The sequence below is a fragment of the Micromonospora sp. NPDC049049 genome (genome assembly GCF_040649115.1).
GTDB lineage: Bacteria > Actinomycetota > Actinomycetes > Mycobacteriales > Micromonosporaceae > Micromonospora.
Map to the genome: position 1 here is coordinate 138,743 of NZ_JBEZEX010000011.1, position 25,840 is coordinate 164,582.

Consider the following 25,840-nt stretch of genomic DNA (forward strand, 5'->3'; position numbering starts at 1 on the left):
GAGCGGCAACAGGGAGCCGGGCCGGCGCCCGTCCAGCCGTACGCCTCGATGACGGCGGCGGGTCGCACTGCCGGCCGCATCCTGCCGTCCTTCGGCGTGCCGCACCTGGTCGGCGAGGCGTCCCGGTCGGTCAGTTCGGCCGCGGTCCGGCTGGCCCGGTCGGCCGGACTGACGCGGCGTCGCGTCTGGTCCCGGCCGGGCCGGCACCACATCGAGGTACACGGCGTCTGCCAGGACGGTGGCAACCGGCTGGCCCGTCAGGTGGAGGGCGCGCTGGAGCAGATGCCCGGCGTGGCCTGGGCCCGGGTCAACGCACCCTCCGGCCGGGTGGTGGTCGCCGTTCAGACCCCCGAGCCGACGTTGCGGGACCTGATCGCCACCATCGACCGCGTCGAGCGGACCTGCGACCACGAACCCGACCCGGAGATCCCACCCCCGCACCCACCGGAGGAAGGGCCGCGCACTCCGCGCACCCTCGGCGCGCTCGCCTCGGACGCACTGGGCCTGACCATCTCGGCGGCCACCCGGATCCTGCCGTTCGCGCCGCTGCCCGGTGAGGTGGCCGGCCTGCTCTCCGCAGTGGATCTTCAGCCGAAGCTGCACGGGATACTCGGCAGACGGCTGCGCTCCGACCCGCGCGCCGACATCCTGTTTCCGCTGGCCGAGGCGGTAGTGCAGGGCTTGACCGGCCGCTGGACGGGCATCGTCCTGGACGGCGCCCAGCGGGTCGTGCAGTGGGGTGAGGACCGGGCCCAACTCTCCGCCTGGGAGAAGGCCGAACCACGGCTGACCGGAGACGCCGAACGGGCCACCGCCCGCTGGCCGGTGATCGAACGTCCGAGGCCGAAGCCGGACGGCCCGATCGAGCGGTACATCAACCGCATGCTCGCCGCCGGTGCGGCCGCAGGTGCGGCGGCGGTGCCGTTCGCCGGGCCGAAGCGGGCCACCGCGCTGGGACTGTCCGCACTGCCGAAGGCCCCGGGCAGCGGTCGTGAGGGGTACGCGGCTCAGCTTGGCCGGATACTGGCCCGGCGTGGTGTGATCGCGATGGACCGGAGTGTGCTGCGCGAACTGGACCGGATCGACACGCTCGTGCTCGACGCCGCCGTGCTCGGCTCGGACCGGGGCGTCCTGGCCGATCTGGCACCGGCCCCTGACGCCGATGTCGACCAGGTGGCCGAGCGGGCCTTCGCGTTGTTCGACCCGGACGACCCGTCCGCTTCCCGTACGGCGGACGGCTGGCGGCTCGGGCCGCTGGACCGGATGCCCGCGAACAACCTGGACGACATCCCGGACGCGGCCCGGCTGCGCTCCGCCGGCGGCCAACTCCTCGGCCTCGCCCACGGCGACCGGCTCGCCGCCCTGTTGCGGGTCGAGCCGGAACCCGCGCCCGGCGTTGACGGCCTGCCCTCGGCCGCCCGACATGCCGGCCTGCGGCTGGTCGTCGCCGGCGGCGACGAGCAGCGGTACGGATTCGCCGACGCGATACTCCCCGGCGGGGACCAGTTGGCCGAGTCGGTACGCGCGTTGCAGCGCGACGGCGCTGTGGTGATGCTGGTTTCCGCGGACCGCAAGGCACTCGGCGCGTCCGACTGCGGTCTCGGGTTCGCCGCACCGGAGGAGCTGCCGCCGTGGGGTGCGCACCTGCTGGTCGGTGCCGACCTGCGGGTGGTGGCGCTGGTGATCGAGGCGACCGGGGTGGCCCGGCGCACGGCTCAGCAGAACATCCGGCTGGCCATGGCCGGCACCGGTCTCGGGGCGCTCGGCGCGTTCACGGCCCCACCGACCCAACTGCCGCACCGGGCGCTCGTCGCTGTCAACGGCGCGGCCGGGCTGGCCTTCGCCAACGGCGTCTGGCAGGCCCGCCGGTTGCACGACCAGTCGGACACCCCGGCACCCGTGGCGACCGCCTGGCACCTGATGCCGGCCGGCACCGTGCTCGACCACCTTCGCTCCACCCCGGACGGCCTGACCAGCGCCGAGGCGCAGCGCCGACGCCACGGTTCCGGTGACAACGGCGGCGGCGCCCCCGGAAGTGGTGGGCTGCTGCGTGCCTTCGTGGACGAGTTGTCCAACCCGCTCACGCCGGTGCTGGCCGCCGGGGCGGTGCTCTCCGCGTCGTTCGGCTCACTGGTCGACGCCGCGCTGGTGGGCAGCGTGGTCGGTGGGTCCGCCCTGATCGGCGCTGTGCACGAGCGCAACACGGAGAGGTCGCTGGCGGAGCTGCTGTCGCGGTCGGCGGTGACCGCCCGGGTCCGTCGGGACGGTGCCGAGCAGGTTCTCGCCGCCGAAGACCTTGTCCTCGGGGACGTCATCGCCCTCGAACCGGGCGACTCGGTGCCCGCCGACTGCCGGGTGCTCGAGTCGGTGGGACTGGAGGCCGACGAGTCGTCGCTGACCGGCGAGTCGCTGCCGGTCGCCAAGTCCAACCGACCGGTGGTCGCCGCCGCCATCGCCGACCGACACTCGATGCTCTACGAGGGCACCACAGTGGCCGCCGGGCACGGTACCGCCGTGGTGGTGGCGACCGGCAACGACACCGAGGCGGGGCGCAGTCTGGCGTTGGTGCGGCAGGCACCCCCCACCAGTGGGGTGGAGGCTCGGCTGGGCGCGTTGACCAGCGCCGCCATCCCGTTGGCGGCCGGTTCCGCGGTGGCGGTGGCCGGCGCTGGCCTGCTTCGAGGCGTACCCCTGGCGGAAACGGCGGCGACCGCCGCGAACCTCGCCGTGGCGTCGGTGCCGGAGGGGCTGCCGTTCCTGGTCAGCGCGGCGCAGCTGGCCGCGGCCCGGCGGCTGGCCGAGCACGGCGCGCTGGTCCGCAACCCGCGCACCATCGAGGCGCTGGGCCGGGTGGACGTGCTCTGCTTCGACAAGACCGGCACCCTCACCGAGGGCCAGTTGCTGCTGGCCGGGGTCGGCGACAGCGTCGGTGACCGGTACGCCCCGCTGGACCGGTTGGACGACCGGCTCCGGATGACGCTGGCCGCGGCGCTGCGGGCCACCCCGGCCGCGAAGAACCCGGAGGAGTTGGCGTTGCAGACCGACCGGGCGGTCCGTCGGGGCGCCGGGGAGGCCGGGGTGGTGGAGCAGACCGGCGCCGCCGGGTGGCGGGCCGCCGGAGGGCTGCCGTTCGAGCCGTCCCGCGGCTACCACGCGAGCGTCGGACAGACCGATGGTCACCTGTTGTTGAGCGTCAAGGGTGCTCCGGAGACGGTGCTGCCGCGCTGTTCGTCCCGACGCATGGACGGTCGTCAGGAGCCACTGGACGACGCCGGCCGCGCGGAGCTGGAGCGGATGCTCGCCGACCGGGCCGGTGCGGGAAACCGGATCCTCGCCGTCGCGGAGTGCCCGGTGAACGACCCGAAGGTGACCGACTCCGACGTCCGAGGGCTGACCTTCGTGGGCTTCCTGGCCCTGGCGGACGGCGTCCGGGAGAGTGCAGCCCCGGCGGTACGCCGGATCCGGCAGGCCGGCGTGCACACCATCATGATCACTGGTGATCACCCGGCCACCGCCGAGGCGATCGCCGCCACCATCAGTGAACACGACGAGCAGCGGGTGGTGACCGCCGCTGAACTCGACCAGCTGGACGACGACGCGCTCGCGGAACGGTTGGCCAACACCGACGTGGTGGCCCGCTGCACCCCTGCACACAAGGTGCGGATCATCCAGGCGTTGCAGAAGTGCGGACGGACCGTGGCGATGACCGGCGACGGCGCCAACGACGCCCCGGCGATCCGGCTGGCCGACGTCGGCATCGCCCTCGGCCAACGGGGCACCCCGGCCGCCCGCGCCGCAGCCGACCTGGTGGTCACCGACGACCGGCTGGAAACCATCATCGCCACCCTGATCGAAGGGCGGGCCATGTGGTCGTCGGTGCGGCACGCGCTCAGCATCCTGGTCGGCGGCAACCTCGGCGAGATCGCGTTCAGTGTGCTCACCGCTGCCGCGACCGGCCGTTCCGCGCTCACCGGACGACAACTCCTGCTGGTCAACCTGCTCACCGACCTGGCGCCGGCACTGGCCATCGCGGTCCGGCCACCCGCGTCCGACCGGACCGACGCGCTCCTCAAGGAGGGTCCGGACACGGCACTCGGCGAGAGCTTGACCAGGGAGATCGGCCTGCGGGCGGCAGCCACCACGCTGGGCGCCACCGCGGGCTGGACGTTGGCCCGCTACACCGGACGCCGCCAGCGGGCCGGCACTGTCGCGCTGGTTTCCCTGGTCGGCACCCAACTCGGGCAGACCATCCTGGCCGGCGGCACCAGCCCGACCGTGCTGGCCTCCACGGTGGCGTCACTGGGCGTCCTGGTCGTGGTGGTGCAGACCCCGGGGGTGAGCCAGTTCTTCGGCTGCACCCCGCTCGGACCGGTGGGCTGGACCATCGGGGCCGGGTCGGCGCTCGGCGCGACCTTTGCCAACGGCGCGCTCACCAAGCTGGTGGAACGCCTCCCGGAAACCCGTCCCAGGGCCGCCGGTGGCTCCGAAGGCTGACTGGCGGCGTTCGCAGCAAAGTGCGCGATGTCCCTGAGTCATCATGATGTCCCTGAGTCATCACGCTGACCAGAATGGGATCGCCCCCGACGGGCAGCGCCGTCACCCCAAAGCCCAGGGGCGCCTACGTGCAGGTACATGTCCCCATGGGCGCCAGCGGACTGGCGGCGTCGACCGCCTGCACCGATCCCCGACGCGGTGAAAATCTGCCACGGACGCGCGATGTGAGCCTTGCTCGGCGTTGCTAGCGTCGTGGCTACGTCTCGGGGCGAACAGGTAGGACGACGCGATGGCCAGCGGCGGAACTACAGCTAGCTTGGCGAATCGCCGTGCTCGCGCGCCGATGGTCGTGATCGGCAGCGTCGTGGCGTTGGCCGCCCTCATCGCGCTGGGGTACATGCTGGGTACCGACCCGCGGGTCGGGCACGGCGGGGACGTCATCCGCGTGGCGCTGGCTCCGGGAGCCTTTCTGGTGCTGTCCTGGCTCGTCCGCCTGGTGCAGTGGTGGGGTGCCGCTCGTGCTCCCGCGAGGCGCGCCATGGTGACCGCGCATCTGGCGCAGTCGCCGCCGCCGGGAAGCGCGGGGCGGGTCACCGCTGCGGCGCACGCCGTAAGCGCCGCCGGCGGGATCGACACCAGCCCCAAGGGATACTCCGTGTGGCTGACGGTGAGCGGCCGGGGCGGGGGCGGTGTCCTGCACCAACGTGTCGTCTGGGAACCGTGGTTGCGGGAGCTGACCAGGTCGCGTCAGGCTACGGTCCGGCACGGGCCCGGCGTCAGCGTGGTCGACGTGGCCGGGTACGGGCGGCTCTGGCCGGCGAGTTTCACGCTGCGCCGTCGTCCCTACGGGGTCAGACTCATTCCGTTCCGCAAGGCCCGGGGGCTGCCGAAGAGGACCAGCCTCTCGTACGGCCGTCTGGCCTATCTCTTTCTCGTGTTGCTCGTGCCCGGCCTGGCCGACGCCCTCGCCCACGGTATGTGGGCGCTGCTCGGGTGGTGGGCGGCGTACCTCGTCGCCCTGATGGCCGCCACCGGAGCCTGGTTCGGCATCATCCCGCCCGGCGTGCGTTGGGAAGCAGCCCCTCGGGGCCACGCCCCGACGACCTCCTGACCACGGACGCGATCGAGCGAATTGAGGGCTTCGGTCCAGACCTCGACGCCGGCCCAACCGGGTCGCCGGCAGCAGAACTGAACAGGAAAGTGCTGGTGGAGCCCAGGGGACTCGAACCCCTAACCCCTGCCTTGCAAAGGCAGTGCTCTGCCAGTTGAGCTAGGGCCCCGCGAATTGCGCGACGATTGGCGCGGCGCGAGCGTCAGCGCAGGTCGGGCGCGGTGGTCGCCTCGTGCCACAGGGCACGCTCGTCGTTCGACGCCTTGATCTTGTTGAACACGACGGCGGCCACACCGACGACGCCAGCCAGAATCAGCAGCTTCTTGAACATGGGGCGACCCCTCGCGCTCGACTACCGTCGGACGACATGCGGTGGGGCTAGATGGAATCGAACCATCGACCTCAGAGTTATCAGCTCTGCGCTCTAACCGACTGAGCTATAGCCCCGCGTTGCGACGAGCAAGATTAACCCATCCGCTCCGCCGGCCCCAAATCGGGGTCCGGCTTGCGAGCCAGGCCCGTCGCCGCCTGTAAAACCTACCCGGGTACGGGACGCCGGAGCGACCGCTTTCCGCGGTGCCCCGGCGTCCCGGTCGTTCAGTCCCGCTCGGCGAGGGTCAGCTCGATGCCGCCGACCAGGTCGGCGCAGACGTTGTAGACGAACGCGCCAAGGGTGGCCAGTGCGGTGAACAGCACCACATTGACCAGGCCGATCAGCGCCGAGCTGAGGATCACGCCCTTGGCGGTGATCTGGAAGCCGCTGGTGCTCTGCCCACCGCCGGCGTTGACCAGATCGCTCAGGCTCTCGTTGACGCTCTGGAACACACCCATCGCGTCCAGCGCCAGGTAGAGCACCGAGGTGGCCACCACCACGACGATGAAGAGCACCACCGACACCGCGAATGCGAACTTCATCACGGACCACGGGTCGATCCGCTTGAGGTTCAGCCGGGCCCGTCGCGGTCCGCGGGAGGCGGCCGAACTGACCGACGTACGCGCCGCACGCACCGCGTCACCGACGCGGGCTGCGCCGACGGCGGACGCGTTGCCGATCCCCGGTGGCAGGCCACCGCCGCTGGCCGGGCGGCCGGCGGCGGCGGTGGCGGTCGCCCGCCCCGCGTCCGGCTGTGGCTGGGTCATCCCGGGTGTGATCCGCGGCTGGGTGCCGGTGGACCCGCTTGACGCCGCCTGACCGGGCCGGAGACCGATCGGCTGGGTGGTCGTCGGACGTGCCGGGGGTGCCGCCGCCGGACCCGGAGGATTGGCGGCGGCCGACGTCGGCGCCTCGGCGCTGGACGCCTCGGTCTTGTCGCCGGACTCGCCGTCCTCGCCCGGTTGCTCCGGCGGGGGTGTCATACCTGGAGCCCTGGTGAACTTCGGGGCAGGCGCGTCGGCGGGGACCGTCGCCCGGCCCACGGCCGCGCGGCCGGTCGCTGGTGTGCCGCCCTTGGCGGCCTCCTCGTCGACCGGTTTGGCCGAGGTCCCCGTGTTCCCCGACTTCGCCTGTGTCTCCGTCATTCAACTAGTCCTGTTCGTCAGGCTCGTCGGCATTGCGAGCAATCGCCACGATAGTCACGCCGTCCGGGAGGTCCATCAGCTTGACCCCCATTGTGTTCCGGTCACGTGTACGCCGTACAGGCTTCACCGGAGTCCGAATGACACCACCGTTGCTGGTGATCGCAAACAGCTCGTCGTCCGGATCGATCACCACAGCGCCAACCAGACCACCGCGCCGTTCGGTGATCTTTGCAGTCAACACGCCCTTACCTCCCCGGCCCTGCACCGGGTATTCCTCGATCGGGGTCCGCTTCGCGTATCCCCCGTTCGTGGCCACCAGAACGTCCAGACCATCCCGCACGACCTCCATGGCGAGCAGGACGTCGTCGTCCGTGAAGCGCATGCCGATCACACCGGAGGTGGCCCGGCCCATTGGCCGCAACGCCTCGTCCGAGGCGTTGAACCGGATCGCCTGTGCCTTCTTGGAGACCAGCAGCAGGTCGTTCTCCGGCGCTACCAGCGCAGCACCGACCAGCTCGTCCTCATCGCGCAGGTTGATCGCGATGATGCCGCCGGAACGGTTGGAGTCGAACTCCTCGAGCCGCGTCTTCTTCACCAGGCCGTTCTTCGTGGCCAGTACCAGATAGGGGGCTACCTGGTAGTTCGGGATCTCAATGATCTGCGCGATCTGCTCGTCGGGTAGGAAGGCGAGCAGATTGGCCACGTGTTGGCCCTTGGCTACCCTACTGGCCTCCGGCAACTCGTACGCCTTGGCCCGGTAGACGCGGCCCTTGTTCGTGAAGAACAGGATCCAGTCGTGGGTCGAGCAGACGAAGAAGTGGCTGACGATGTCGTCCTGCCGCAGCGTGGCGCCGCTGACGCCCTTGCCGCCGCGCCGCTGCGAGCGGTACAGATCGACCTTGGTCCGCTTGGCGTACCCGGTGCGGGTGATCGTGACGACCACGTCCTCGCGGGCGATGAGGTCCTCCATCGAGACCTCGCCGTCGAACGGGATGATCTGCGTCCGGCGGTCGTCGCCCCACTTGGAGACGATCTCGCCCAGTTCCTCCGAGACGATCTTCCGCTGCCGCTCGGGCTTGGCGAGGATGTCCTTGAGGTCGGCGATCTCGATCTCGAGCTTCGCCAGGTCGTCGATGATCCGCTGCCGCTCCAGGGCGGCGAGCCGGCGCAGCTGCATGTCCAGGATCGCGGTCGCCTGGATCTCGTCGATCTCCAGCAGCCGGATCAGGCCCTGTCGGGCGTCGTCCACCGTCGGAGAGCGCCGGATCAGGGCGATCACCTCGTCCAGCGCGTCCAGCGCCTTGCCCAGGCCCCGCAGGATGTGTGCCCGCTCCTCGGCCTTGCGCAGCCGGTACGCGGTCCGCCGGCGGATCACGTCGATCTGGTGCTCGACGTAGTAGCGGATGAACTGGGCCAGGTTGAGCGTGCGCGGCACCCCGTCGACCAGGGCCAGCATGTTGGCGCCGAAGGTCTCCTGGAGCTGGGTGTGCTTGTAGAGGTTGTTCAGCACGACCTTGGCGACCGCGTCGCGCTTGAGCACCAGGACGATGCGCATGCCGGTACGACCGGAGGACTCGTCGCGGATGTCGGCGATCCCGGCGAGCTTGCCCTCCTTGATCAGCTCGGCGATCCGCTCGGCGAGGTTGTCCGGGTTGACCTGGTAGGGCAACTCGCTGACGACCAGGCAGGGGCGGCCCCGCTTGTCCTCCTCGACCTCCACCACGGCGCGCATCCGGATCGAGCCGCGACCGGTGCGGTACGCGTCCTGGATCGCGGTAGTGCCGACGATCAGGCCGTAGGTGGGGAAGTCCGGGCCCTTGACGATGCCGAGCAGAGCTTCGAGGGTGGTCTCCTCGTCCTCCTCCGGGTGCTCCAGGCACCACTGGACCGCCGCGCCGATCTCCCGCAGGTTGTGCGGGGGGATCTTGGTGGCCATGCCGACCGCGATGCCCTCGGAGCCGTTCACCAGCAGGTTGGGGATCCGCGACGGCAGGATGGTGGGCTCCTTGGCCCGGCCGTCGTAGTTGTCCTGGAGGTCGACGGTGTCCTCGTCGATGTCCCGCAGCATCTCCATGGCGAGGGGGTCGAGCTTGCACTCGGTGTATCGCATGGCGGCGGCCGGGTCGTTACCCGGCGAGCCGAAGTTGCCGTTGCCGTCGACCAGCGGGTAGCGCAGCGACCAGGGCTGCGCCATCCGGACCAACGCGTCGTAGATCGCCGAGTCGCCGTGCGGGTGGAACTGACCCATCACGTCACCGACGACGCGGGAGCACTTCACGTAGCCGCGGTCCGGGCGGTAGCCAGAGTCGAACATCGCGTAGAGGATCTTGCGGTGGACCGGCTTGAGGCCGTCCCGGACGTCCGGCAGCGCGCGACCGACGATGACGCTCATCGCGTAGTCGAGGTAGGAGCGCTGCATCTCCACCTCGAGCCCGACCGGTTCGATCCGGTCGTGCGCGACCACCGCGGCGATGGCCTCGGCGGGAACCTCTGGCTCGTTCGGTGTGGACTCGGGCGAATCAGTCACTGTGTACCCTTATCAGACTCAGAGTCGTTTTCGTGCTGTGGATAACGGCTGTGGATACCGGCCAAGCTGTGGATAACTCTGTGGACCGCCGGATCGGCCGAGCGATGCCCGGCCGATCCGGCGCAGCCCGTCAGATATCCAGGAACCGCACGTCCTTGGCATTGCGCTGGATGAACGACCGGCGCGCCTCGACGTCCTCACCCATCAACACACTGAACAACTCGTCGGCGGTCGCCGCGTCGTCGAGAGTGACCTGACGCAGGGTACGCGTCGCGGGGTTCATCGTGGTTTCCCACAGCTCGGGATAGTTCATCTCGCCGAGGCCCTTGAAGCGCTGGATGTCGTCCGGCTTCGCATTTGGCTTCTTCTGCTGGCGCAGCGCGATCAGACCGTCCCGCTCGCGGTCGGAGTACGCGTACTGGGCGTCGTCGCCCTTCTTGTTCCACTTGATCTTGTAGAGCGGCGGGGCGGCCAGGTAGACGTGCCCCATCTCGACAAGCGGACGCATGAAGCGGAACAGCAGGGTGAGCAGCAGCGTCTGGATGTGCTGGCCGTCGACGTCCGCGTCGGCCATCAGCACCACCTTGTGGTACCGCAGCTTCTCCATGTCGAAGTCGTCGTGGATGCCGGTGCCCAGCGCGGTGATCAGCGCCTGGACCTCGTTGTTCTTCAGCACCCGGTCGATCCGGGCCTTCTCCACGTTGAGGATCTTGCCGCGGATCGGCAGGATCGCCTGGGTCCGCGGGTCGCGGCCCTGCTTGGCCGAGCCGCCGGCCGAGTCACCCTCGACGATGAACACCTCGGACTCGCGGGGGTCGGTCGACTGGCAGTCGGCCAGCTTGCCCGGCATCGAGCCGGACTCCAGCAGCGACTTGCGTCGGGCCAACTTGCGCGCCTGCTGCGCGGCGATCCGCGCCCGGGCCGCCTGGGACGCCTTCTGGATGATCGTCTTGGCCTCGGCCGGGTTGCGGTCGAACCAGTCGACAAGCCGGTCGTTGCAGACCCGCTGCACGAAGCTCTTCACCGGGGTGTTGCCCAGCTTCGTCTTGGTCTGGCCCTCGAACTGCGGGTTGGTCAGCTTGACCGAGATGATCGCGGCCAAGCCCTCGCGGATGTCCTCGCCGGAGAGCTTCTCGTCGCCCTTGAGCAGCTTCTTGTCGGTGCCGTACCGGTTGACGACGCTGGTCAGCGCCGACCGGAAGCCCTCCTCGTGGGTGCCGCCCTCGTGCGTGTTGATGTTGTTGGCGAAGGTGTAGACCGACTCGCCGTACGACTCGTTCCACTGCATGGCGATCTCGAGGGACATGCCCTCCTCTTCGGCCTCGAACTCGACCACCGTCTTGTGCATCGGGTTCTTGGAGGCGTTGAGGTGCCGGACGAAGTCGGCGATACCGCCGTCGTAGCGGAAGGTGACCTCGCGGGTCTTGCCCTCCTCCTCCTCCGGGACCCGCTCGTCGAGCAGGTGGATGGTGATGCCCCGGTTGAGGAAGGCCATCTCCTGCAGGCGTCGGTAGATGGTCTGGAAGTCGAAGTCGATCGTCTCGAAGACGTCCGGGTCGGGCCAGAAGGAGACGGCCGAGCCGGTGCTGTCGGTGGTCTCGCCCTTTTCCAGCTGGCTGGGCTTGGAGTTGGTGTACTGCTGCCGCCAGACGAAGCCGGACTTGTGGATCACCACGGCCATCTTCGTCGACAGCGCGTTCACCACGGAAACGCCGACGCCGTGCAGACCACCGGAGACCGCGTACGCCTTGCCGTCGAACTTGCCACCCGCGTGCAGCACGGTCAGCGCGACCTCGACACCCGGCTTCTTGAGCTTCGGGTGGAGGTCGACCGGGAAACCACGGCCGTTGTCGGTGACCCGGACGCCGCCGTCGGCGAGCAGCACCACGTCGATGGTGTCGCAGTAGCCGGCCATCGCCTCGTCGACCGCGTTGTCGACGACCTCCCACACGAGGTGGTGCAGACCGCGCTCGCCGGTGGACCCGATGTACATACCGGGCCGCTTGCGAACGGCCTCCAGCCCCTCGAGAACGGTGATCGACTCTGCGCCGTACTCCTGCTTGTCCTGCGCTGCCACCCTCGGCCACTTTCTCGCGTCAGCCACGCCGGTAGGGCGCGTCGGGCGCGGGTTCGGCGGACAGGACGCGACGTCGGCGCGCAGACCTGTGCCGAAGAACTCCGGACAGCGGGTCGAACGCGCCGGTCGCCGCGGTTGCCCGCGGATCGCGATCGGCTCGACCCGACGTGGAGAATGAATCTGGGGCCAACCGGCCCCGTCGCACTCCCGCACCGGGTCTTCGTCTCGCTGTCAATCCTACTGTGCGCGGGGGACAGAACCACCACTCGGCACCCTCAGCGAGGCGGCTGAGAAGTCCATAGCCGGCAGAACCCTGCCGCCCACGACTCCCCCCACACGGCTGACCCCCATCGCACGCGCCGCCCCAGGACGGGTTGACCCGCGGTCGGGCGGGTCGGGGGTCGCGGCCGAAGCGTCGGTGCCGTACGTTTGCGGCGCCCCGGAACCGGCCTTGATCTTTACCGGTTGGAACCGGGACGATCGACCCGATCGACCCGACACGTGCTCTTTAAGAGGTGACAGATGGGGCTGGACAACGTCGCGGTGCACTGGCCGCGGACCGGCCGCTTCTACGATCCGGTCGCGCCGGCCGAGTTCGTCGACTTCGGCGAGATCGTCGACCTGCCGCGCATCTCCGCGCCGACCGCGGCCCTGGCCGAGCTGATCGCGAAGACCGGCACCGTCCGGGCGACCGCGTACACCGAGTTGGTGGATCTGCTTCTCGGCCTCGAAGGTGTGTTGTACGCCACAGACGCCGCCGCCGAGGACGAGGACCCGGTGATCGACCCGGACGGGTGCTCCTGGATCGCGGGCGGCATCGAACGGTTCGTGGCCGCGCACCGTCCGACCGGCGAAGCGGTCACCTTCGAGTCGGTGAGCACCGTGTTGCGCTCCCTGCTCGGCGACGGTCGGTTGGCCGAGCAGCAGTTGCGTTGGCTGGAGAGCCGGCTCGACGCGCTGCGCGACGAGAGCGGTGACCCGCCGCAGTGGAACTTCACCTGCGCCGAGCTGGGCGTGCTGGCGGCGTTCTACCGGCGCTGCGCCGAGCGCGGGTTCGCCGTCTACGCCGACGCCTGAGCCGCCGCGTCAGATTCCGAGGCGGCCGGCCGGTTGGCTGCCGAGATCACCTGCGTGAGCACGGCGTGCAGATGTTGCAGGTCCTCGACGGGCAGCCCGAGCCGCTGCACGATCGCGGCCGGGATCAGCTCGGCCTGACTCCGCAGCGCGGCACCGCTGGCGGTGAGGGTGACGGCGAGGCTGCGCTCGTCGCTCGGGTCGCGTTCCCGGCGTAGGTAGCCGGCCGTCTCCAGCCGCTTGAGCAGGGGTGACAGCGTGCCCGGGTCGAGCTGGAGCAGGCGACTGAGGTCACGACCGGACAGTGGCGCGTGCTGCCAGAGCGCCAACATCACCAGGTACTGCGGATGGGTCAGCCCCATCGGCTCCAGCAGCGGCCGGTAGACGGCCACCACGCTGCGCGCGGCGACCGAGAGGGCGAAGCAGACCTGCTGCTCCAGGGCCAGCGGGTCGCCGCTGCCCGGCCGTTCGCTCATCGGTTGCCCTCCCTGCGCACGGTGACTATCGTACCGATCATTGGTACACCAATCATTGGTGCCCCAAAGGTCTGCTCGTGCGACGGGCGAGCACCGGCGAGGCGACGCGCGGAAGAGGGCGGCAGATGAGCGAGGACGGCGCGGTCACCAGGACCCCGGGCGAGGGCGGCCGACTGATGCGGTGGGCCTTCCGGCACCTCGCCGGCCCGGCCGAGGGCGTGCAGGGCGCGGTGCAGGGCGGCTCGGCCGAGGCCCGCGAAGCGTGGAAACGTGACCTGGCCGAGCGCAAGCGCTTCACCCGGGAACAGCGGGAACGCAAGCGGGCAGCACGCGAGGCCGACCGGCGAGGCTGACCGGCGAGGCTCAGCCGTAGGTGTCGCGCGGGCCCCGGCCGCGTACCCGACGCGGACCCTTACCCCACGAGGGCGCGGCCGGGCCGTGAATGTGCAGCTTGCGCACCACGTTGTGCCCGACCTCGCTGGCGATCTGCTTGAGCAGCGAGCCGGCGAGCAGCCGCAGCTGGGTGGCCCAGGCGGTCGAACGCGCCTCCACCGTCAGCTCGCCGTTCTCCAACTTCACCGGGCGACTGTTCTGCGCGACCTCCGCGCCGACGACCCGCTCCCAGGCGCCGAACACGGTGGCCTCGGCGGCCGGCTGCTGCCAGCCACGCGCCTTCACCAGCCGGTTGAGCACGGCGCTGAGCGGCTGCGGGTCGCGCGGGTCGGGCCCGGGGCCGGAGTAGCCGCGCAACCGCCGCCCCGAGCCGCCGGCAGCGTCGCCGCCGCCGGGGGTACGCCGGGCGCGGGCGGCCGCCTGCCGTCGGGACAGCGCCGCGTCGAGCACCGCCCGGGCCAGCTCCGGCCCGCTGGCGGCCGCCGCAGGCTCACCGCCCGCCGAACCCTGTGCCGCCTTCGGGGTACGCGCAGCAGGGCCGTCGCCGGCCGCTGGTCGTTTGCCGCCTGGCTCATCCGACACGGCGTACCGTCCCTTCGCCGACCTGGTAGCGGGTGCCGCGCAGGGCGGCCGGCACATCGTCGTCCACGGCGCAGGTGACCAGCAGCTGACTCGCCCCGCCGACCAGCTCCGCCAACCGCTCCCGGCGGCCGGTGTCCAACTCCGCGAAGACGTCGTCGAGCACCAGCACCGGCTCGATGCCGTCGGCGCGCAACAGGTCGTACCCCGCCAACCGCAACGCGAGAGCGAACGACCACGACTCGCCGTGGCTGGCGTACCCCTTGGCGGGCAGTGGGCCGAGGCTCAGCGCCAACTCGTCGCGGTGTGGGCCGACCAGGGTGGTGCCCCGCTCGATCTCGGCGGAGCGGGACGCGGCCAGGGCCGCCGTCAGCGCCTCGGCCAGCGCGGCCCGATCGGTGGTCGGCTCGGCCAGCTCGATCGAGGGCCGGTACGTGATGCTCGCCGCACCCCGACCGGCGGCCACCGCGTCGTACGCCTTGGCAACGTGCGGGGTGAGCGCGGCCACCAGCTCCAGGCGGCCGGCGAGCAGCTCCGCCCCGTGCTGGGCCAGGTGGGTGTCCCAGACCGCGAGGGTGCCGAGATCACCACCGCGGGAGCCACCGGTCTTGCGGGCCAGGTACGCCGTGCGCAGCAGGGCGTTGCGCTGCTTGACGACCCGCTCGTAGTCGGCCCGCACGCCCGCGAACCGGGGCTGCCGGTTGACCAGCAGGTCGTCAAGGTAGCGGCGGCGCTCAGCCGGATCGCCCCGGACCAGCTCAAGATCTTCCGGAGCGAAGAGCACCAGCCGGAGCGCACCGAGCACGTCCCGTGCCCGCCGCGCCGGTGACCGGCCCAGTCGCGCCCGGTTGGCCTTGCCGGGCACGATCTCCAGCTCGACCAGGAGTTCGCGGCCGTCGTGAACCACAGCGCAGCGGATCACTGCGGACGTGGCGCCCATCCGGACCAGGGGCGCGTCGGTGGCGACCCGGTGCGAGTCCAGGGTCGCCACGTAGCCCAGCGCCTCGACGAGGTTGGTCTTGCCGACACCGTTGGCCCCGATCAGGACGTTCGCTCCCGGCTGGAGGTCGACGGCCACCCGCTCGTACGAGCGGAAGTCGACCAGTTCCAGCCGGTGAACGTACACAGGTTGTGGATACCGCTCAGCGCTTGTGGACGGCGTGGCCACCGAACTGCTGACGCAGCGCGGAGACGGCCTTCATGGCGGGTGAGTCGTCCTGCCGCGAGGCGAACCGGGCGAAGAGCGAAGCGGTGATGACGTTCAGCGGCACCGCCAGCCGGACCGCCTCGTCGACGGTCCACCGGCCCTCGCCGGTGTCCTCCGTGTAGCCGCTCAGATCGGCCAGCTCCGGATCCTCGTCGAGCGCCCGGTCGAGCAGGTCGAGCAGCCAGGAACGGACGACGGTGCCCTCCCGCCAGGACTTGATGACGCCCGGCACGTTGGTCACCAGCTCCGAGGCGGCCATCAGCTCGTAGCCCTCGGCGTAGGCGTGCATCAGGCCGTACTCGATGCCGTTGTGCACCATCTTCGAGTAGTGCCCGGCACCGACGGGGCCGGCGTGCACGAAGCCGAACTCACCCTCCGGCTTGAGCGCGTTGAAGATCGGCATCAGGCGGTCCACGTGCTCCTGGGCACCGCCGACCATCAGCCCGTAGCCGTTCTGCCGGCCCCAGATGCCGCCGGAGACCCCGACGTCCATGTAGCCGATGCCCCGCTGGTTGAGTCGCTCCGCGCGGGGCGCGTCGTCGCTGAAGCGCGAGTTGCCGCCGTCGATGATGATGTCACCCTCGCTGAGAACCTCGGCGAGCTCGTCGATGGTGGCGTCGGTGACACCGGCGGGCACCATGACCCAGACCGCGCGCGGCGACTCAAGCTTCTCTGCGAGGCCCGCGATGGTCGTGACGTCGCTGATCTGCGCGTTGTGGTCGAAGCCGACCACCTCGTGCCCGGCCGAACGCAACCGCTCCCGCATGTTGCCGCCCATACGGCCGAGTCCTACCAGGCCGAGCTGCATGTGTTTCTACCTCCGTGGATCTGGGTGTTGCTGGGCGCGATCAGCGCGAGACGCGGATCGGCATGATGAGGTACCGGTACCCCGGAATGACCTCGCCATCCTCGCCAGCGGGTGAGATCACCGCGGGTTTGAAGGCGTCGACGAACGAGAGCACGGCCGTCTGAGCGCCCAGGTTTGCCAGACCGTCGATGAGGTACTGCGGGTTGAAGCCGATGGTCAGCGGTTCACCGGTGAAGGTCGCCTCCATCGCCTCGCTGGCCCGTGCCTCCTCGGAACCGCCGGCCTCGACCACCAGGCCGTCGGCGCTGAAGCTGAGCAGCACCGGGGTGGTCCGTTCGGCGACCAGCGCGACCCGCTTGACCACCTCGATCAGCGTGCTGACCGGCACCCGCGCCGCGGCGTTGTGGGTGGCCGGGAAGAGTGACCGCACCGGCGGGTAGTTGGCGCCGTCGAGCAGCCGGCTGGTGGTACGTCGGGTGCCGCCGGCGAGGCCGACCATGCCCTCGCCCGCAGCGCCCTGGGCGAGGGCGAGGGTGACCTCGCCGCCCAGCGGGCCGAGGGCCTTGGCGGTGTCGTTCAGGGTGCGGGCGGGCACCAGGGCGTTGATGCTCACCTCGGGGTCGTCCGGCCGCCACTGGATCTCGCGCAGCGCCAACCGGTAACGGTCGGTGGCGAGCATCGACAGGGTGTCGCCCGACAACTCCACGCGGACGCCGGTCATCATCGGCAGCGTCTCGTCACGACCGGCGGCGATGGCCACCTGGGCCACCGCGGTGGCGAACGCCGCGGCGTCGACAGTGCCGGCGCTCTGCGGCATCTCGGGCAGCGCGGGGTAGTCCTCCACCGGCATGGTGGGCAGCGTGAACCGGGCGCTGCCACAGACCAACTCGAGATGCGCGCCGACCGCGGCGATGTCGACCGGCTTGGCCGGCAACGCCTTGGTGATCTCGGCGAGCAGGCGGCCGGAGACGAGCGCGGCACCGTCGGCGTCGCCCTGCACCTCGACGGTCACCTGGCTGGAGACCTCGTAGTCGAACCCGGAGACCCGCAGGTTGCCGTCGGTGACGCGGAGCATCACCCCGGCGAGCACCGGTACGGATGGCCGGTTGGGCAGGCTCTTCGCGGTCCACGCCACAGCCTCGGCGAGCGCGTCGCGCTCCACTCGGAACTTCATCAATGCCTCCGCGTCGACGTCAGCGACAACTCTCTCATGCCGACCGCTGCCTACCGTCCCGCCCGACCGTGCGGGTACCCATCGCACCTTAGGGCGCGGGGACATCGGCTGTGCGCCCGACCCCATGGATCGTGTCGATGCTGACCGGCTGATCCGACAGCGTTCGGCCCGATCCACAGAAAGCCCAACGGTGATGATTGGTTTTTGTTCTCTTAGAAGAGATAACTCATCGTCTTCATCGCACCTGTGCAAACTGTGGAAAACCGAGGTCTGCGCAGGTCAGACGGGTTATCCACCGGTGATTTAGCTGTGGAGAACCCGGGGTACAACCGGCTTGTATGTCCACAGCCCGGCGACGACGGCCGGTTGTCCACCGTTGTCCACCGGTTGTCCACCGGTAATCCACCGACTTTCTCCCCAAGCCTGTGGATCGCGGGGAAGATCACCATTGCCGTCATCCCCAGAACCTTCAACAGCTCGTACACAGGTTGATGATGATCGGTGGATAACCTGACCGTCGTCCCCAGGCGTCCACAACCTCGTCCACAGGGTTTCTCCACAGCCTGTGGGTAACTGGCGAAGGACGGTCCGTAGTTATCCACCGACGGTGGACGACGAGCTGTGGACAACGAGTGGGGATCGAGGCGGTCACGGCCTCAATGCTGTGGTCTGCACCATGTCGAGAGTCCAGCTGACTGACCCAAAAAGAACGCCCGACCGGAGATCCGGTCGGGCGTGTCCTGCGGCTGTGCGCCGCCGTGCGGGCGGTCGTACGCCTCAGCTGTTCTGTTTGATGCGGTTGGTCAGCTCGGCGATCTGGTTGTAGAGCGAGCGGCGCTCCGCCATCTGCTGACGAATCTTCCGGTCGGCGTGCATCACGGTGGTGTGGTCCCGGCCACCGAACGCCTGCCCGATCCGGGGCAGCGACAGCTCGGTCAACTCCCGACACAGGTACATGGCCACCTGGCGGGCGTTGACCAGCACCCGGGACCTGGACTGGCCGCGCAGATCCTCCAGGCTCACCCCGAAGTAGTCAGCGGTCGAGGCCATGATCTGGTCAGCGTTGATCTCCGGACCGGCGCCGTCGGGCATGAAGTCCCGAAGCACCTCCTCGGCCAGCGACAGCTCGACTGTCGACCGGGTCAGGCTGGCGAACGCGGTCACCCGGATCAGCGCGCCCTCCAGCTCCCGGATCGAGTTCGACACTCGGGAGGCGATGAACTCCAACACGTCCGGCGGGGCGTACATCCGCTCCTGCGCCGCCTTCTTCTGCAGGATCGCGATCCGGGTCTCCAGATCCGGCGGCTGGATGTCGGCCAGCAACCCCCACTCGAACCGGGTTCGCATCCGGTCCTCAAGGGTCGCGAGCTGGCGCGGCGACCGGTCAGAGGTGATCACGATCTGCTTGTTGGCGTTGTGCAGGGTGTTGAAGGTGTGGAAGAACTCCTCCTGGGTGCGCTCGCGGTTCTCCAGGAACTGGATGTCGTCGATCAACAGGATGTCGACGTCGCGGTAGCGCCGTTGGAACGCGCTGGTCTTGTCGTCCCGGAGCGAGTTGATGAAGTCGTTGGTGAATTCCTCAGTCGACACGTACCGGACCGAGCGGGCGTTGCCGAGCGTCGTGGCGTAGTGCCCGATCGCGTGCAACAGGTGCGTCTTGCCCAACCCGGAGTGCCCGTAGATGAACAGCGGGTTGTACGCCTTGGCCGGCGACTCCGCCACCGCCACGCTCGCCGCGTGGGCGAAGCGGTTGGACGAGCCGATGACGAACGTCTCAAACATGTACTTCGGGTTGAGCCGGTTGCCGCCGGTGTCGGCGCCGGGCAGCCGGCGGTCGTCCCGGCCACCGGAACGATGGTCCACCGCGCTGCGACCCGGGCCGCTGTCCGTCCCGCTGTCCCGGGGGAGCGAACGGATCACGTGCTGGTCGCGCGGTGACGCCGAGTCGTCCCGGTAGCGGGGATCGTAGGGCCGGGTGTCGGGGCCGGACGGGTCCAGTCGGGCGGCCTGCTCGTCGTAACCGCGCCGGTCCGGACCCGGCCGGGAGGGCCGCAGGGGCTCCGCGAAGGAGGCGCTGAACAGCGCCTCCTGCCCGTCCCTGCTGGCGGGAATCAACCCCGCGCGATGCCCCTCCACCGGGGGCGCGAGCGGCGGACCAGCCGGCGCGGGCAGCGGACCCGGATCGGGGTGACGCGGCGCTGGCGACTGCTCAGGGATCATCGCGTCGGCCGAGGGTCGAGCGCCCTGGTCGTCGTCGAACGGCGCGACACCCGGGCCGTCGATGTCGAGCTGCCCGGTCTCCGGGGCGCTGCGGTAGACGGTGCCGGCCGGTCGGCCGGTGGCGTCCTCGGCCACCCGAACGGTGACCGCGACCTGGATCGGTCGGCCGAGCCGGCGGGTGAGCGCCTCGGTGATCGCCGGGCGCAGCCGTGACTCGATCACGTCGCGGGTGAACGCGTCCGGAACGGAGAGCAGTGCGGTGTCCTCGACTATCGCTCGCAGCCGGGTCAGTCGGAGATAGGCACGCTGCTGGGCGGAGATGATCTCGTCGGCGAGCTCGTCGGTCGCCGCTAACCACACCGCGGCAAGGTCGGTCGTACCGGCCACCGTCGTGCCACCCCCTCGCTTCTGCTCCCGGCCGCCGCTGTCTGCCAGCCGGCCGTCCCGGGCCCGCCGCGTTCGCGGGTGGAACAACACCCACCCGGACGGTCGACCGGTGGTCATCCACAAGTTATCCACAGCCTGTGTACCGACCGATTGTGGCCGCCGCCGGACGCGGGTGGGACCTGCCCCTGCCTGAACGGGCGCTGAAGCGGGTTCACCGTGCCGAACGATTCACTGCCATGTCCGGTCTTGCCTGCGCGACGACCGGAGCTTCCGACGCTCACCGCAATCGGGCACGGTAACAGCGTTGTCCCTGCGCCATCAACCGGCGACGCGGCGACGGCCTTGTCGGCATCAGTGAAAACCGCCCTTCGGCCTCGGGCGCGTCCCGTTGTCCCCCTGCTCGGGGTGTTTGACGGTCATTGCACCCCTGCGTAGGCTGGAATGGCTGCTTTCTCGCCCTCTGCTAGGGTGATGGGTGCTTGCTGTCCGCGGTCGCATCCCCGCATCGCCGAGGTCTCGCTCCGCCGGACAGCACCGATCGTGGGCCACCGTCGAGGTGGCCTGGACCACCACACGACCCCGGCGATCCCGTCGCGCGGGGCGCGTACGAAAACGGAGAGCCTGACGTGAGCAAGCGCACCTACCAGCCGAACAACCGCCGGCGCGCGAAGACCCACGGCTTCCGGCTGCGCATGCGCACCCGTGCCGGCCGTGCCATCCTGTCGAGCCGTCGCGCCAAGGGTCGCACCACCCTGTCGGCCTGAGCCGACCGGGCCGGTCCAGGGGACGTGGGCAGTCGTGCTGGCCGCCGCACAGCGACTGCGGCGCAGCACTGACTTCGCCGCAGCGGTTCGCGGTGGCCGGCGCGCCGGACGTGGCGCCGTCGTGGTCCACCTGAGCGTGCCGGTGACCGTCGACCCCAGCACACCGACCTTGCCGGAGCCGGTACGGGACAACAGTGCGGAGCAGTCGTCCGTGCCGTCCCGTGCCGGCTTCGTCGTGTCCAAGGCGGTCGGCAACGCGGTGACCCGTAACCGGGTCCGGCGCCGACTGCGGGCGCTGGTCCGGGAACGGCTGACCGACCTGCCCGCCGGCAGCACCCTTGTCGTCCGGGCGCTCCCCGCCGCCGCGCAGGCGTCGTACCCTCGGCTCGCCACCGACCTGGACGCCGCCATCGCGGTCGCCCGGTCGCCGCGCGAACGGCGGGCCCGATGAGCGGCACCGAGCAGAGCAGCCCACGGCCGTCGACAACCGGTGCCAAGGTGCTGATCGCGCCCATCATCGCGTACCGTCGGTGGATAAGTCCGGCACTGCCGGCTCGCTGTCGGTTCTACCCGTCGTGCAGTGCGTACGCCCAGGAGGCGGTCGTTCGGCACGGCGCGCTCCGGGGAGCCGTGCTGGCGGCCCGGCGGTTGTTGCGCTGCCACCCCTTTCACCCTGGTGGACATGACCCGGTGCCAGAGCCGGGCGGCCGCCGCCGTGCTGATGTGACTGGAGCCCCGAATTGAGTCTGAGTCTCGACTGGATCTACTACGCGATTTCGTGGATCCTGCTGACCTGGCACTCTGCCTGGGACGCCATCGGGGTGCCCGTCGGTGCGGTGATCGGCACCAACTTCGCCTGGATCCTGGCCATCATCTTCCTGGTGGTCACCGTCCGGGTGATCCTGTTCCCGGTCTTCGTCAAGCAGATCAAGTCCCAGCGGGCGATGCAGGCGCTCCAGCCCAAGGTCAAGGAGCTTCAGGAGAAGCACAAGGGTGACCGGGAGACGCTCCAGAAAGAAATGATGGAGCTCTACAAGAAGGAGAAGGCCAACCCGCTGATGGGTTGCCTTCCGATGTTCCTTCAGATCCCGGTCTTCCTGGGCCTCTTCCACGTGCTGCGCCGGCTCGACCCGGACAAGCAGAACAAGACCCTCTACGGCTGGACCGCCGACCAGTTCCAGAGCGCCTCGCAGGCGAAGCTCTTCACCGCCCCGATCGCCGGCAAGTTCGGCTCGACGGCCGACGAACTGGCCAGCCTCGGCGCCAACGGCAGCACCGTGAAGATCATTGCTGGTGTCCTGGTCCTGGTCATGATCGCCACCACCTACCTGACCAGCCGTCAGATGATCCTCAAGACCGGCTGGGCCGAGGACCCGCAGCAACGGATGATCCAGCGACTGATGCTCTACGGCATCCCCGCGTCGCTGCTGATCTCCGGCGCGATCTTCCCGATCGGCGTCATCATCTACTGGGTCACCAACAACCTCTTCACCCTGGGCCAGCAGCAGTGGGTGCTGCGGAAGTTCCCGCCGCCGGTGACCGCCAAGAAGGCCGTCGCGCCCGCCGCCAGCCGTAACCCGGTGCAGCCCGCCAAGTCCGGTGGCCTGTTCGGTCGCGGAAAGGCCACCCCGCCGGCGCCCGTCAAGGCGACCGCGCCCAAGGTTGCCGGGCCGAAGCCGGGCGCCAAGCCGGTGAACAACCCGAAGAAGAGCCGCCCCGCCAAGCGGCAGGGCTGACCAGCGAGGGCCGTCGCCGGCGATCCGGCGGCGGCCCGTTTCGCACCGCGCAGCCGCCGTACGGCCGGCGCCGGGCGGAACCGACCGCGCACCGCGCGGCCACGGGCGACACTGCCCGTACAGACGTGCCTGTGGGCACCGGCAACCTCCAGCCGGCCCCGGGAAACCAGTCGGACCCGACGGTCCGGCCGAGCGAGTACGGAGATGAGACCGTGACCGAGACCAGCATCCCCCGCGCCGAGCAGTCAGTGGACGAGGAGGAGACCGCCACGATCGCGGTAGACGGTGACGACACCGAAGCCGACGACACCGAGGCGGACGACGACACCGACACCGCCGCCGGCACCCGGGTGAAGAAGGCTGTGGGCGAGGGCGACCTGTTCCGGCAGAGCGAGATCGCCGCCGACTACGTCGAGGGCCTGCTTGACATCCTCGACTACGACGGCGACATCGACGAGCTGGTCGCCGCCGGCCGTCCGATGGTCGAGGTGGTCGGCGAGCGGCTGCAGAATCTGGTCGGTCAGCGCGGCGCCACCCTGGAGGCGCTCCAGGAACTGACCCGCCTTGCCGTCTTCCGGCAGACCGGTACGCCGAGCCGTCTGCTGCTCGACGTCGGTGGCTACCGGGCGAACCGCCGTAAGGAACTCGCCGCGGTCGCCAAGAACGCCGTCGAGAAGGTCAAGGAGTACGGCGAGCCGGTGCGCCTGGACGCGATGTCCGCGTTCGAGCGCAAGTGCGTGCACGACGTCGTCAACGCCATGTCCGGCGTGGCGAGCGAGTCCGAGGGTGTCGAGCCGAACCGGCGCATCGTCGTACGGCCCGCGGACTGACCGGGTGACCCACGACGACAACACGGCCGATGCCGTGTCCGGCCCGGGCGGCACGCCGCCCGGGCCGTCCGCTGTCCACCCCGCCACAGGCGACGCAGATGCCGACTCGGCAGGGCGCGACACCGCCCCGTCCCCAGCCGACGCGGCGTTGCCGCCCGAGTTGGCCCCGGCCGCGCTGACGCTCTTCGGTGACCGTCTCGACCTGGCTGCCGCGTACGCCGAACTGCTGGCCACCGACGGGGTGGTCCGCGGCCTGATCGGCCCCCGGGAGGCACCCCGGATCTGGGACCGGCACCTGCTCAACTGCGCCGCGGTCGCGGAGCGGATCCCGGCCGGCGCGACGGTGCTCGACGTCGGCTCCGGCGCCGGTCTGCCGGGTCTCGTCCTGGCTATCGCCCGCCCCGACCTGACTGTCACCCTGATCGAGCCGCTGGCCCGGCGGACGTCGTTCCTGATCGAGGTCGTCGAGCGACTCGGGTTGGCCAAGTCGGTGCGGGTGTTCCGTGGTCGGGCCGACGAGGCGGCCAGCGGGTCGAGCGGCCGGGAGCCGATCAGCGGAGACGTGGTGACCGCGCGCGCGGTCGCGCCCCTGGATCGGCTCGCGGGCTGGAGCCTTCCCCTGGCGGTTCGCGGTGGTCGGCTGCTGGCGCTCAAGGGCTCGTCGGCCGCCACCGAGATCGAGGAGCACGCCGAGGTGGTGGCGCGACTCGGCGGCGGGGAGCCGGCCGTGCAGCTCTGCGGCGTCGGCGTGATCGATCCGCCCACCACGGTCGTGGAGATCGTGCGCGAGCGGATGGTCGGCCCGGCCCGCCCGGCGGCCAGGAAGCGCGCCCGGAGTGGACGCTCCCGCCGAGGTTGACACTTCGCGCCATCGGGCTTCCGGCCGGTGGGTTGCCTCGTTGTACCGGTACGGATGGACGAGGGGATGAGAACCCGACGTGGACCGGCCGCGCCCGTCCGCCGTAGGCTGACCGCGCGTCGATAGTGTGGAGCGGGTGACGGACGTCGCGGGTCTCCGACCGCTCCCGCGGGCCGTACGCCCCGGGTTGCGGGCGAGGATGCGGCCAAGTTGACCGGGGCGCGGACCGACCATCCGAAGCGGGCAGGGATGACAGGTGCATGACGACGGCAGGTACGACGATCCACGCGTGACCGGGTCGCCCAGCGATCCCGTTTCACGTGAAACCGACTACCCGAGCTGGTCGCCCGGCGCGACCGGGCCATCTACCCGACCTACCGACGGCGATCCGCCGGCCGCGCTCGACCCGCCCTCGGGCGCCGGGCGGCCGGAGGGCTCGACCATTCCGGATCCGGCGAGTGGTCGCCGGCCGCCGGAGGCGTCGGGTCGACCCGTCAACGCCGCCGAGGTGCGGTCGACCTCAGGTCGCCGCAACACCGCGGCAGCGGTTCGCTTCGAGCCGGCCGTCCCACACCAACCCACTGCGGCGGCCGTTCGGGACGCCGGGCCGGTGGTCGCCGACGCCCCGGTCGCTTCGACCGAGTCGTTGGCCGCCGTGGCGACCGACCCCACGTACGTTTCACGTGAAACCCCGACGCGCGAAGAGGATGACCCACCGTTGGCTATGGAGGCGATGCGCGCCGTGCAGATCCTGAATCCCAGTGGCGAGGTGACAATGCCTCGGCCGGACCGGACCCGGGTCATGTGCGTCGCCAACCAGAAGGGTGGCGTGGGTAAGACCACCACCACCGTCAACCTTGCGGTGGCGCTCGCCCTGCACGGCAACCGGGTGCTCGTGGTCGACCTCGACCCGCAGGGCAACGCCTCGACCGGGCTCAACGTCCCACACCACACCGGAATCCCCGACGTGTACGACTGCCTGATCAACAGCGTGCCGCTGGCCGAGGTGGCGCAGGCGGTCGAGGGCATCCCCAACCTCTGGTGCGTACCCGCGACCATCGACCTGGCGGGCGCGGAGATCGAGTTGGTGTCGGTGGTGGCCCGGGAGTCGCGTCTGGACCGGGCGATCGCCGCCTACCCGGGCGAGTTCGACTACGTCTTCATCGACTGCCCGCCCTCGCTCGGCCTGCTCACTGTCAACGCGCTGGTTGCCGCGCAGGAGGTGCTGATCCCGATCCAGTGCGAGTACTACGCGCTGGAGGGGCTCAACCAGCTGATCAACAACATCAACCTGGTACGCCAGCACCTCAACCCGAAGCTCGATGTCTCCACCATCCTGCTGACCATGTACGACCGGCGCACCCGTTTGGCCGACGCCGTCGAGCAGGACGTCCGGAACCACTTCGGCGACAAGGTTCTCCAGGCGGTCATCCCCCGCAACGTCCGGGTCTCCGAGGCGCCGAGCTACGGCCAGTCGGTGATGACCTACGATCCCGGTTCGCGGGGCGCCACGAGTTACTTCGAGGCCGCCCAGGAGATCGCCGAGCGGGGCGTCAAGGAGCCGGTGGGCCGGAATGCGTAGTGCGGACGAGTCGCTGGGAGGCGT

The 25,840-nt window shown here is 70.3% G+C and carries 21 protein-coding genes and 2 tRNA genes; 11 read left to right on the plus strand and 12 right to left on the minus strand.

Features of this window, described 5'->3' with window-relative positions; all coding sequences use genetic code 11:
* Nucleotides 1-48: 48 nt before the first annotated feature.
* Both AB0B68_RS14270 and AB0B68_RS14275 read left to right on the plus strand, forming a co-directional pair.
* Nucleotides 49-4,494: an HAD-IC family P-type ATPase gene (locus AB0B68_RS14270; RefSeq protein ID WP_357260273.1), complete on the plus strand. Its 4,446-nt coding sequence runs from the start codon at nt 49-51 to the stop codon at nt 4,492-4,494.
* 349 nt (nt 4,495-4,843) lie between these two features.
* Nucleotides 4,844-5,605 carry a hypothetical protein gene (locus AB0B68_RS14275; RefSeq protein ID WP_357260252.1) on the plus strand — a complete coding sequence of 254 codons (762 nt, stop codon included), beginning with the start codon at nt 4,844-4,846 and terminating at the stop codon, nt 5,603-5,605.
* Nucleotides 5,606-5,698: 93 nt separating this feature from the next.
* Here the strand turns inward: AB0B68_RS14275 and AB0B68_RS14280 are convergent.
* From AB0B68_RS14280 to gyrB, 6 genes are all read right to left on the minus strand, one after another.
* A tRNA-Ala gene (locus tag AB0B68_RS14280) sits at nt 5,699-5,774 on the minus strand.
* Between the two features lie 33 nt (nt 5,775-5,807).
* Nucleotides 5,808-5,936: a DLW-39 family protein gene (locus AB0B68_RS14285; protein ID WP_209444550.1), complete on the minus strand. Its 129-nt coding sequence runs from the start codon at nt 5,934-5,936 to the stop codon at nt 5,808-5,810.
* A gap of 42 nt (nt 5,937-5,978) precedes the next feature.
* Nucleotides 5,979-6,052: transfer RNA gene (locus tag AB0B68_RS14290), tRNA-Ile, on the minus strand.
* Nucleotides 6,053-6,202: 150 nt separating this feature from the next.
* On the minus strand, nt 6,203-7,123 hold the full coding sequence (locus tag AB0B68_RS14295; protein WP_357194692.1) for a DUF3566 domain-containing protein: 921 nt from the start codon (nt 7,121-7,123) through the stop codon (nt 6,203-6,205).
* Nucleotides 7,124-7,127: 4 nt separating this feature from the next.
* Entirely contained in the window at nt 7,128-9,650 is a 2,523-nt protein-coding gene (gene gyrA, locus AB0B68_RS14300) for a DNA gyrase subunit A (protein ID WP_357194689.1), read from the minus strand.
* 130 nt (nt 9,651-9,780) lie between these two features.
* Nucleotides 9,781-11,727 carry a DNA topoisomerase (ATP-hydrolyzing) subunit B gene (gyrB, locus tag AB0B68_RS14305; protein ID WP_357204860.1) on the minus strand — a complete coding sequence of 649 codons (1,947 nt, stop codon included), beginning with the start codon at nt 11,725-11,727 and terminating at the stop codon, nt 9,781-9,783.
* Between the two features lie 522 nt (nt 11,728-12,249).
* Between gyrB and AB0B68_RS14310 the strand changes: the two genes are divergently transcribed.
* Nucleotides 12,250-12,804 carry a hypothetical protein gene (locus AB0B68_RS14310; protein WP_357204828.1) on the plus strand — a complete coding sequence of 185 codons (555 nt, stop codon included), beginning with the start codon at nt 12,250-12,252 and terminating at the stop codon, nt 12,802-12,804.
* Here AB0B68_RS14310 and AB0B68_RS14315 read toward each other — a convergent pair.
* Entirely contained in the window at nt 12,789-13,277 is a 489-nt protein-coding gene (locus tag AB0B68_RS14315) for a MarR family transcriptional regulator (RefSeq protein ID WP_357204831.1), read from the minus strand. The genes AB0B68_RS14310 and AB0B68_RS14315 overlap by 16 nt on opposite strands.
* A 125-nt stretch (nt 13,278-13,402) precedes the next feature.
* Between AB0B68_RS14315 and AB0B68_RS14320 the strand changes: the two genes are divergently transcribed.
* Nucleotides 13,403-13,630: a hypothetical protein gene (locus AB0B68_RS14320; RefSeq protein WP_357204834.1), complete on the plus strand. Its 228-nt coding sequence runs from the start codon at nt 13,403-13,405 to the stop codon at nt 13,628-13,630.
* A 10-nt stretch (nt 13,631-13,640) separates the two neighbouring features.
* Here AB0B68_RS14320 and AB0B68_RS14325 read toward each other — a convergent pair whose 3' ends face one another.
* The 5 genes from AB0B68_RS14325 to dnaA all read right to left on the minus strand — a co-directional run bounded on the left by AB0B68_RS14325 (nt 13,641) and on the right by dnaA (nt 20,045).
* Nucleotides 13,641-14,252, minus strand: a complete 612-nt coding sequence (locus AB0B68_RS14325; protein WP_357260255.1) for a DciA family protein — start codon at nt 14,250-14,252, stop codon at nt 13,641-13,643.
* Nucleotides 14,242-15,375, minus strand: a complete 1,134-nt coding sequence (gene recF, locus AB0B68_RS14330; protein ID WP_112583934.1) for a DNA replication/repair protein RecF — start codon at nt 15,373-15,375, stop codon at nt 14,242-14,244. The genes AB0B68_RS14325 and recF overlap by 11 nt, the downstream gene beginning before the upstream one ends.
* 16 nt (nt 15,376-15,391) lie before the next feature.
* Complete coding sequence (gene gnd, locus AB0B68_RS14335; RefSeq protein ID WP_357260258.1) at nt 15,392-16,264, minus strand: phosphogluconate dehydrogenase (NAD(+)-dependent, decarboxylating); 873 nt, start codon at nt 16,262-16,264, stop codon at nt 15,392-15,394.
* Between the two features lie 40 nt (nt 16,265-16,304).
* Nucleotides 16,305-17,438: a DNA polymerase III subunit beta gene (gene dnaN, locus AB0B68_RS14340; RefSeq protein ID WP_210782097.1), complete on the minus strand. Its 1,134-nt coding sequence runs from the start codon at nt 17,436-17,438 to the stop codon at nt 16,305-16,307.
* Between the two features lie 777 nt (nt 17,439-18,215).
* Nucleotides 18,216-20,045, minus strand: coding sequence for a chromosomal replication initiator protein DnaA (gene dnaA, locus AB0B68_RS14345; RefSeq protein ID WP_357260276.1), 1,830 nt, complete (start codon nt 20,043-20,045; stop codon nt 18,216-18,218).
* A gap of 626 nt (nt 20,046-20,671) precedes the next feature.
* On the opposite strand from dnaA, the gene rpmH reads away from it, so the two are divergent.
* The 7 genes from rpmH (at nt 20,672) to AB0B68_RS14380 (ending at nt 25,816) form a co-directional block, all read left to right on the plus strand.
* Nucleotides 20,672-20,809: a 50S ribosomal protein L34 gene (gene rpmH, locus AB0B68_RS14350; protein ID WP_007453904.1), complete on the plus strand. Its 138-nt coding sequence runs from the start codon at nt 20,672-20,674 to the stop codon at nt 20,807-20,809.
* A gap of 34 nt (nt 20,810-20,843) precedes the next feature.
* Entirely contained in the window at nt 20,844-21,260 is a 417-nt protein-coding gene (rnpA, locus tag AB0B68_RS14355; RefSeq protein WP_357204844.1) for a ribonuclease P protein component, read from the plus strand.
* Complete coding sequence (yidD, locus tag AB0B68_RS14360) at nt 21,257-21,553, plus strand: membrane protein insertion efficiency factor YidD (protein ID WP_355004553.1); 297 nt, start codon at nt 21,257-21,259, stop codon at nt 21,551-21,553. The genes rnpA and yidD overlap by 4 nt, the downstream gene beginning before the upstream one ends.
* Nucleotides 21,554-21,555: 2 nt before the next feature.
* The gene (gene yidC, locus AB0B68_RS14365; protein WP_357204865.1) at nt 21,556-22,545 is read left to right on the plus strand and encodes a membrane protein insertase YidC; all 990 of its coding nucleotides are present in this window, start codon (nt 21,556-21,558) and stop codon (nt 22,543-22,545) included.
* A gap of 212 nt (nt 22,546-22,757) precedes the next feature.
* Nucleotides 22,758-23,375: a R3H domain-containing nucleic acid-binding protein gene (locus tag AB0B68_RS14370; protein ID WP_357204848.1), complete on the plus strand. Its 618-nt coding sequence runs from the start codon at nt 22,758-22,760 to the stop codon at nt 23,373-23,375.
* Nucleotides 23,376-23,379: 4 nt separating this feature from the next.
* The gene (rsmG, locus tag AB0B68_RS14375) at nt 23,380-24,234 is read left to right on the plus strand and encodes a 16S rRNA (guanine(527)-N(7))-methyltransferase RsmG (protein ID WP_357204851.1); all 855 of its coding nucleotides are present in this window, start codon (nt 23,380-23,382) and stop codon (nt 24,232-24,234) included.
* Between the two features lie 256 nt (nt 24,235-24,490).
* Nucleotides 24,491-25,816 (plus strand): AAA family ATPase, encoded by a 1,326-nt coding sequence (locus AB0B68_RS14380; RefSeq protein WP_357204854.1) that lies wholly within the window; start codon nt 24,491-24,493, stop codon nt 25,814-25,816.
* Nucleotides 25,817-25,840 lie beyond the last annotated feature (24 nt).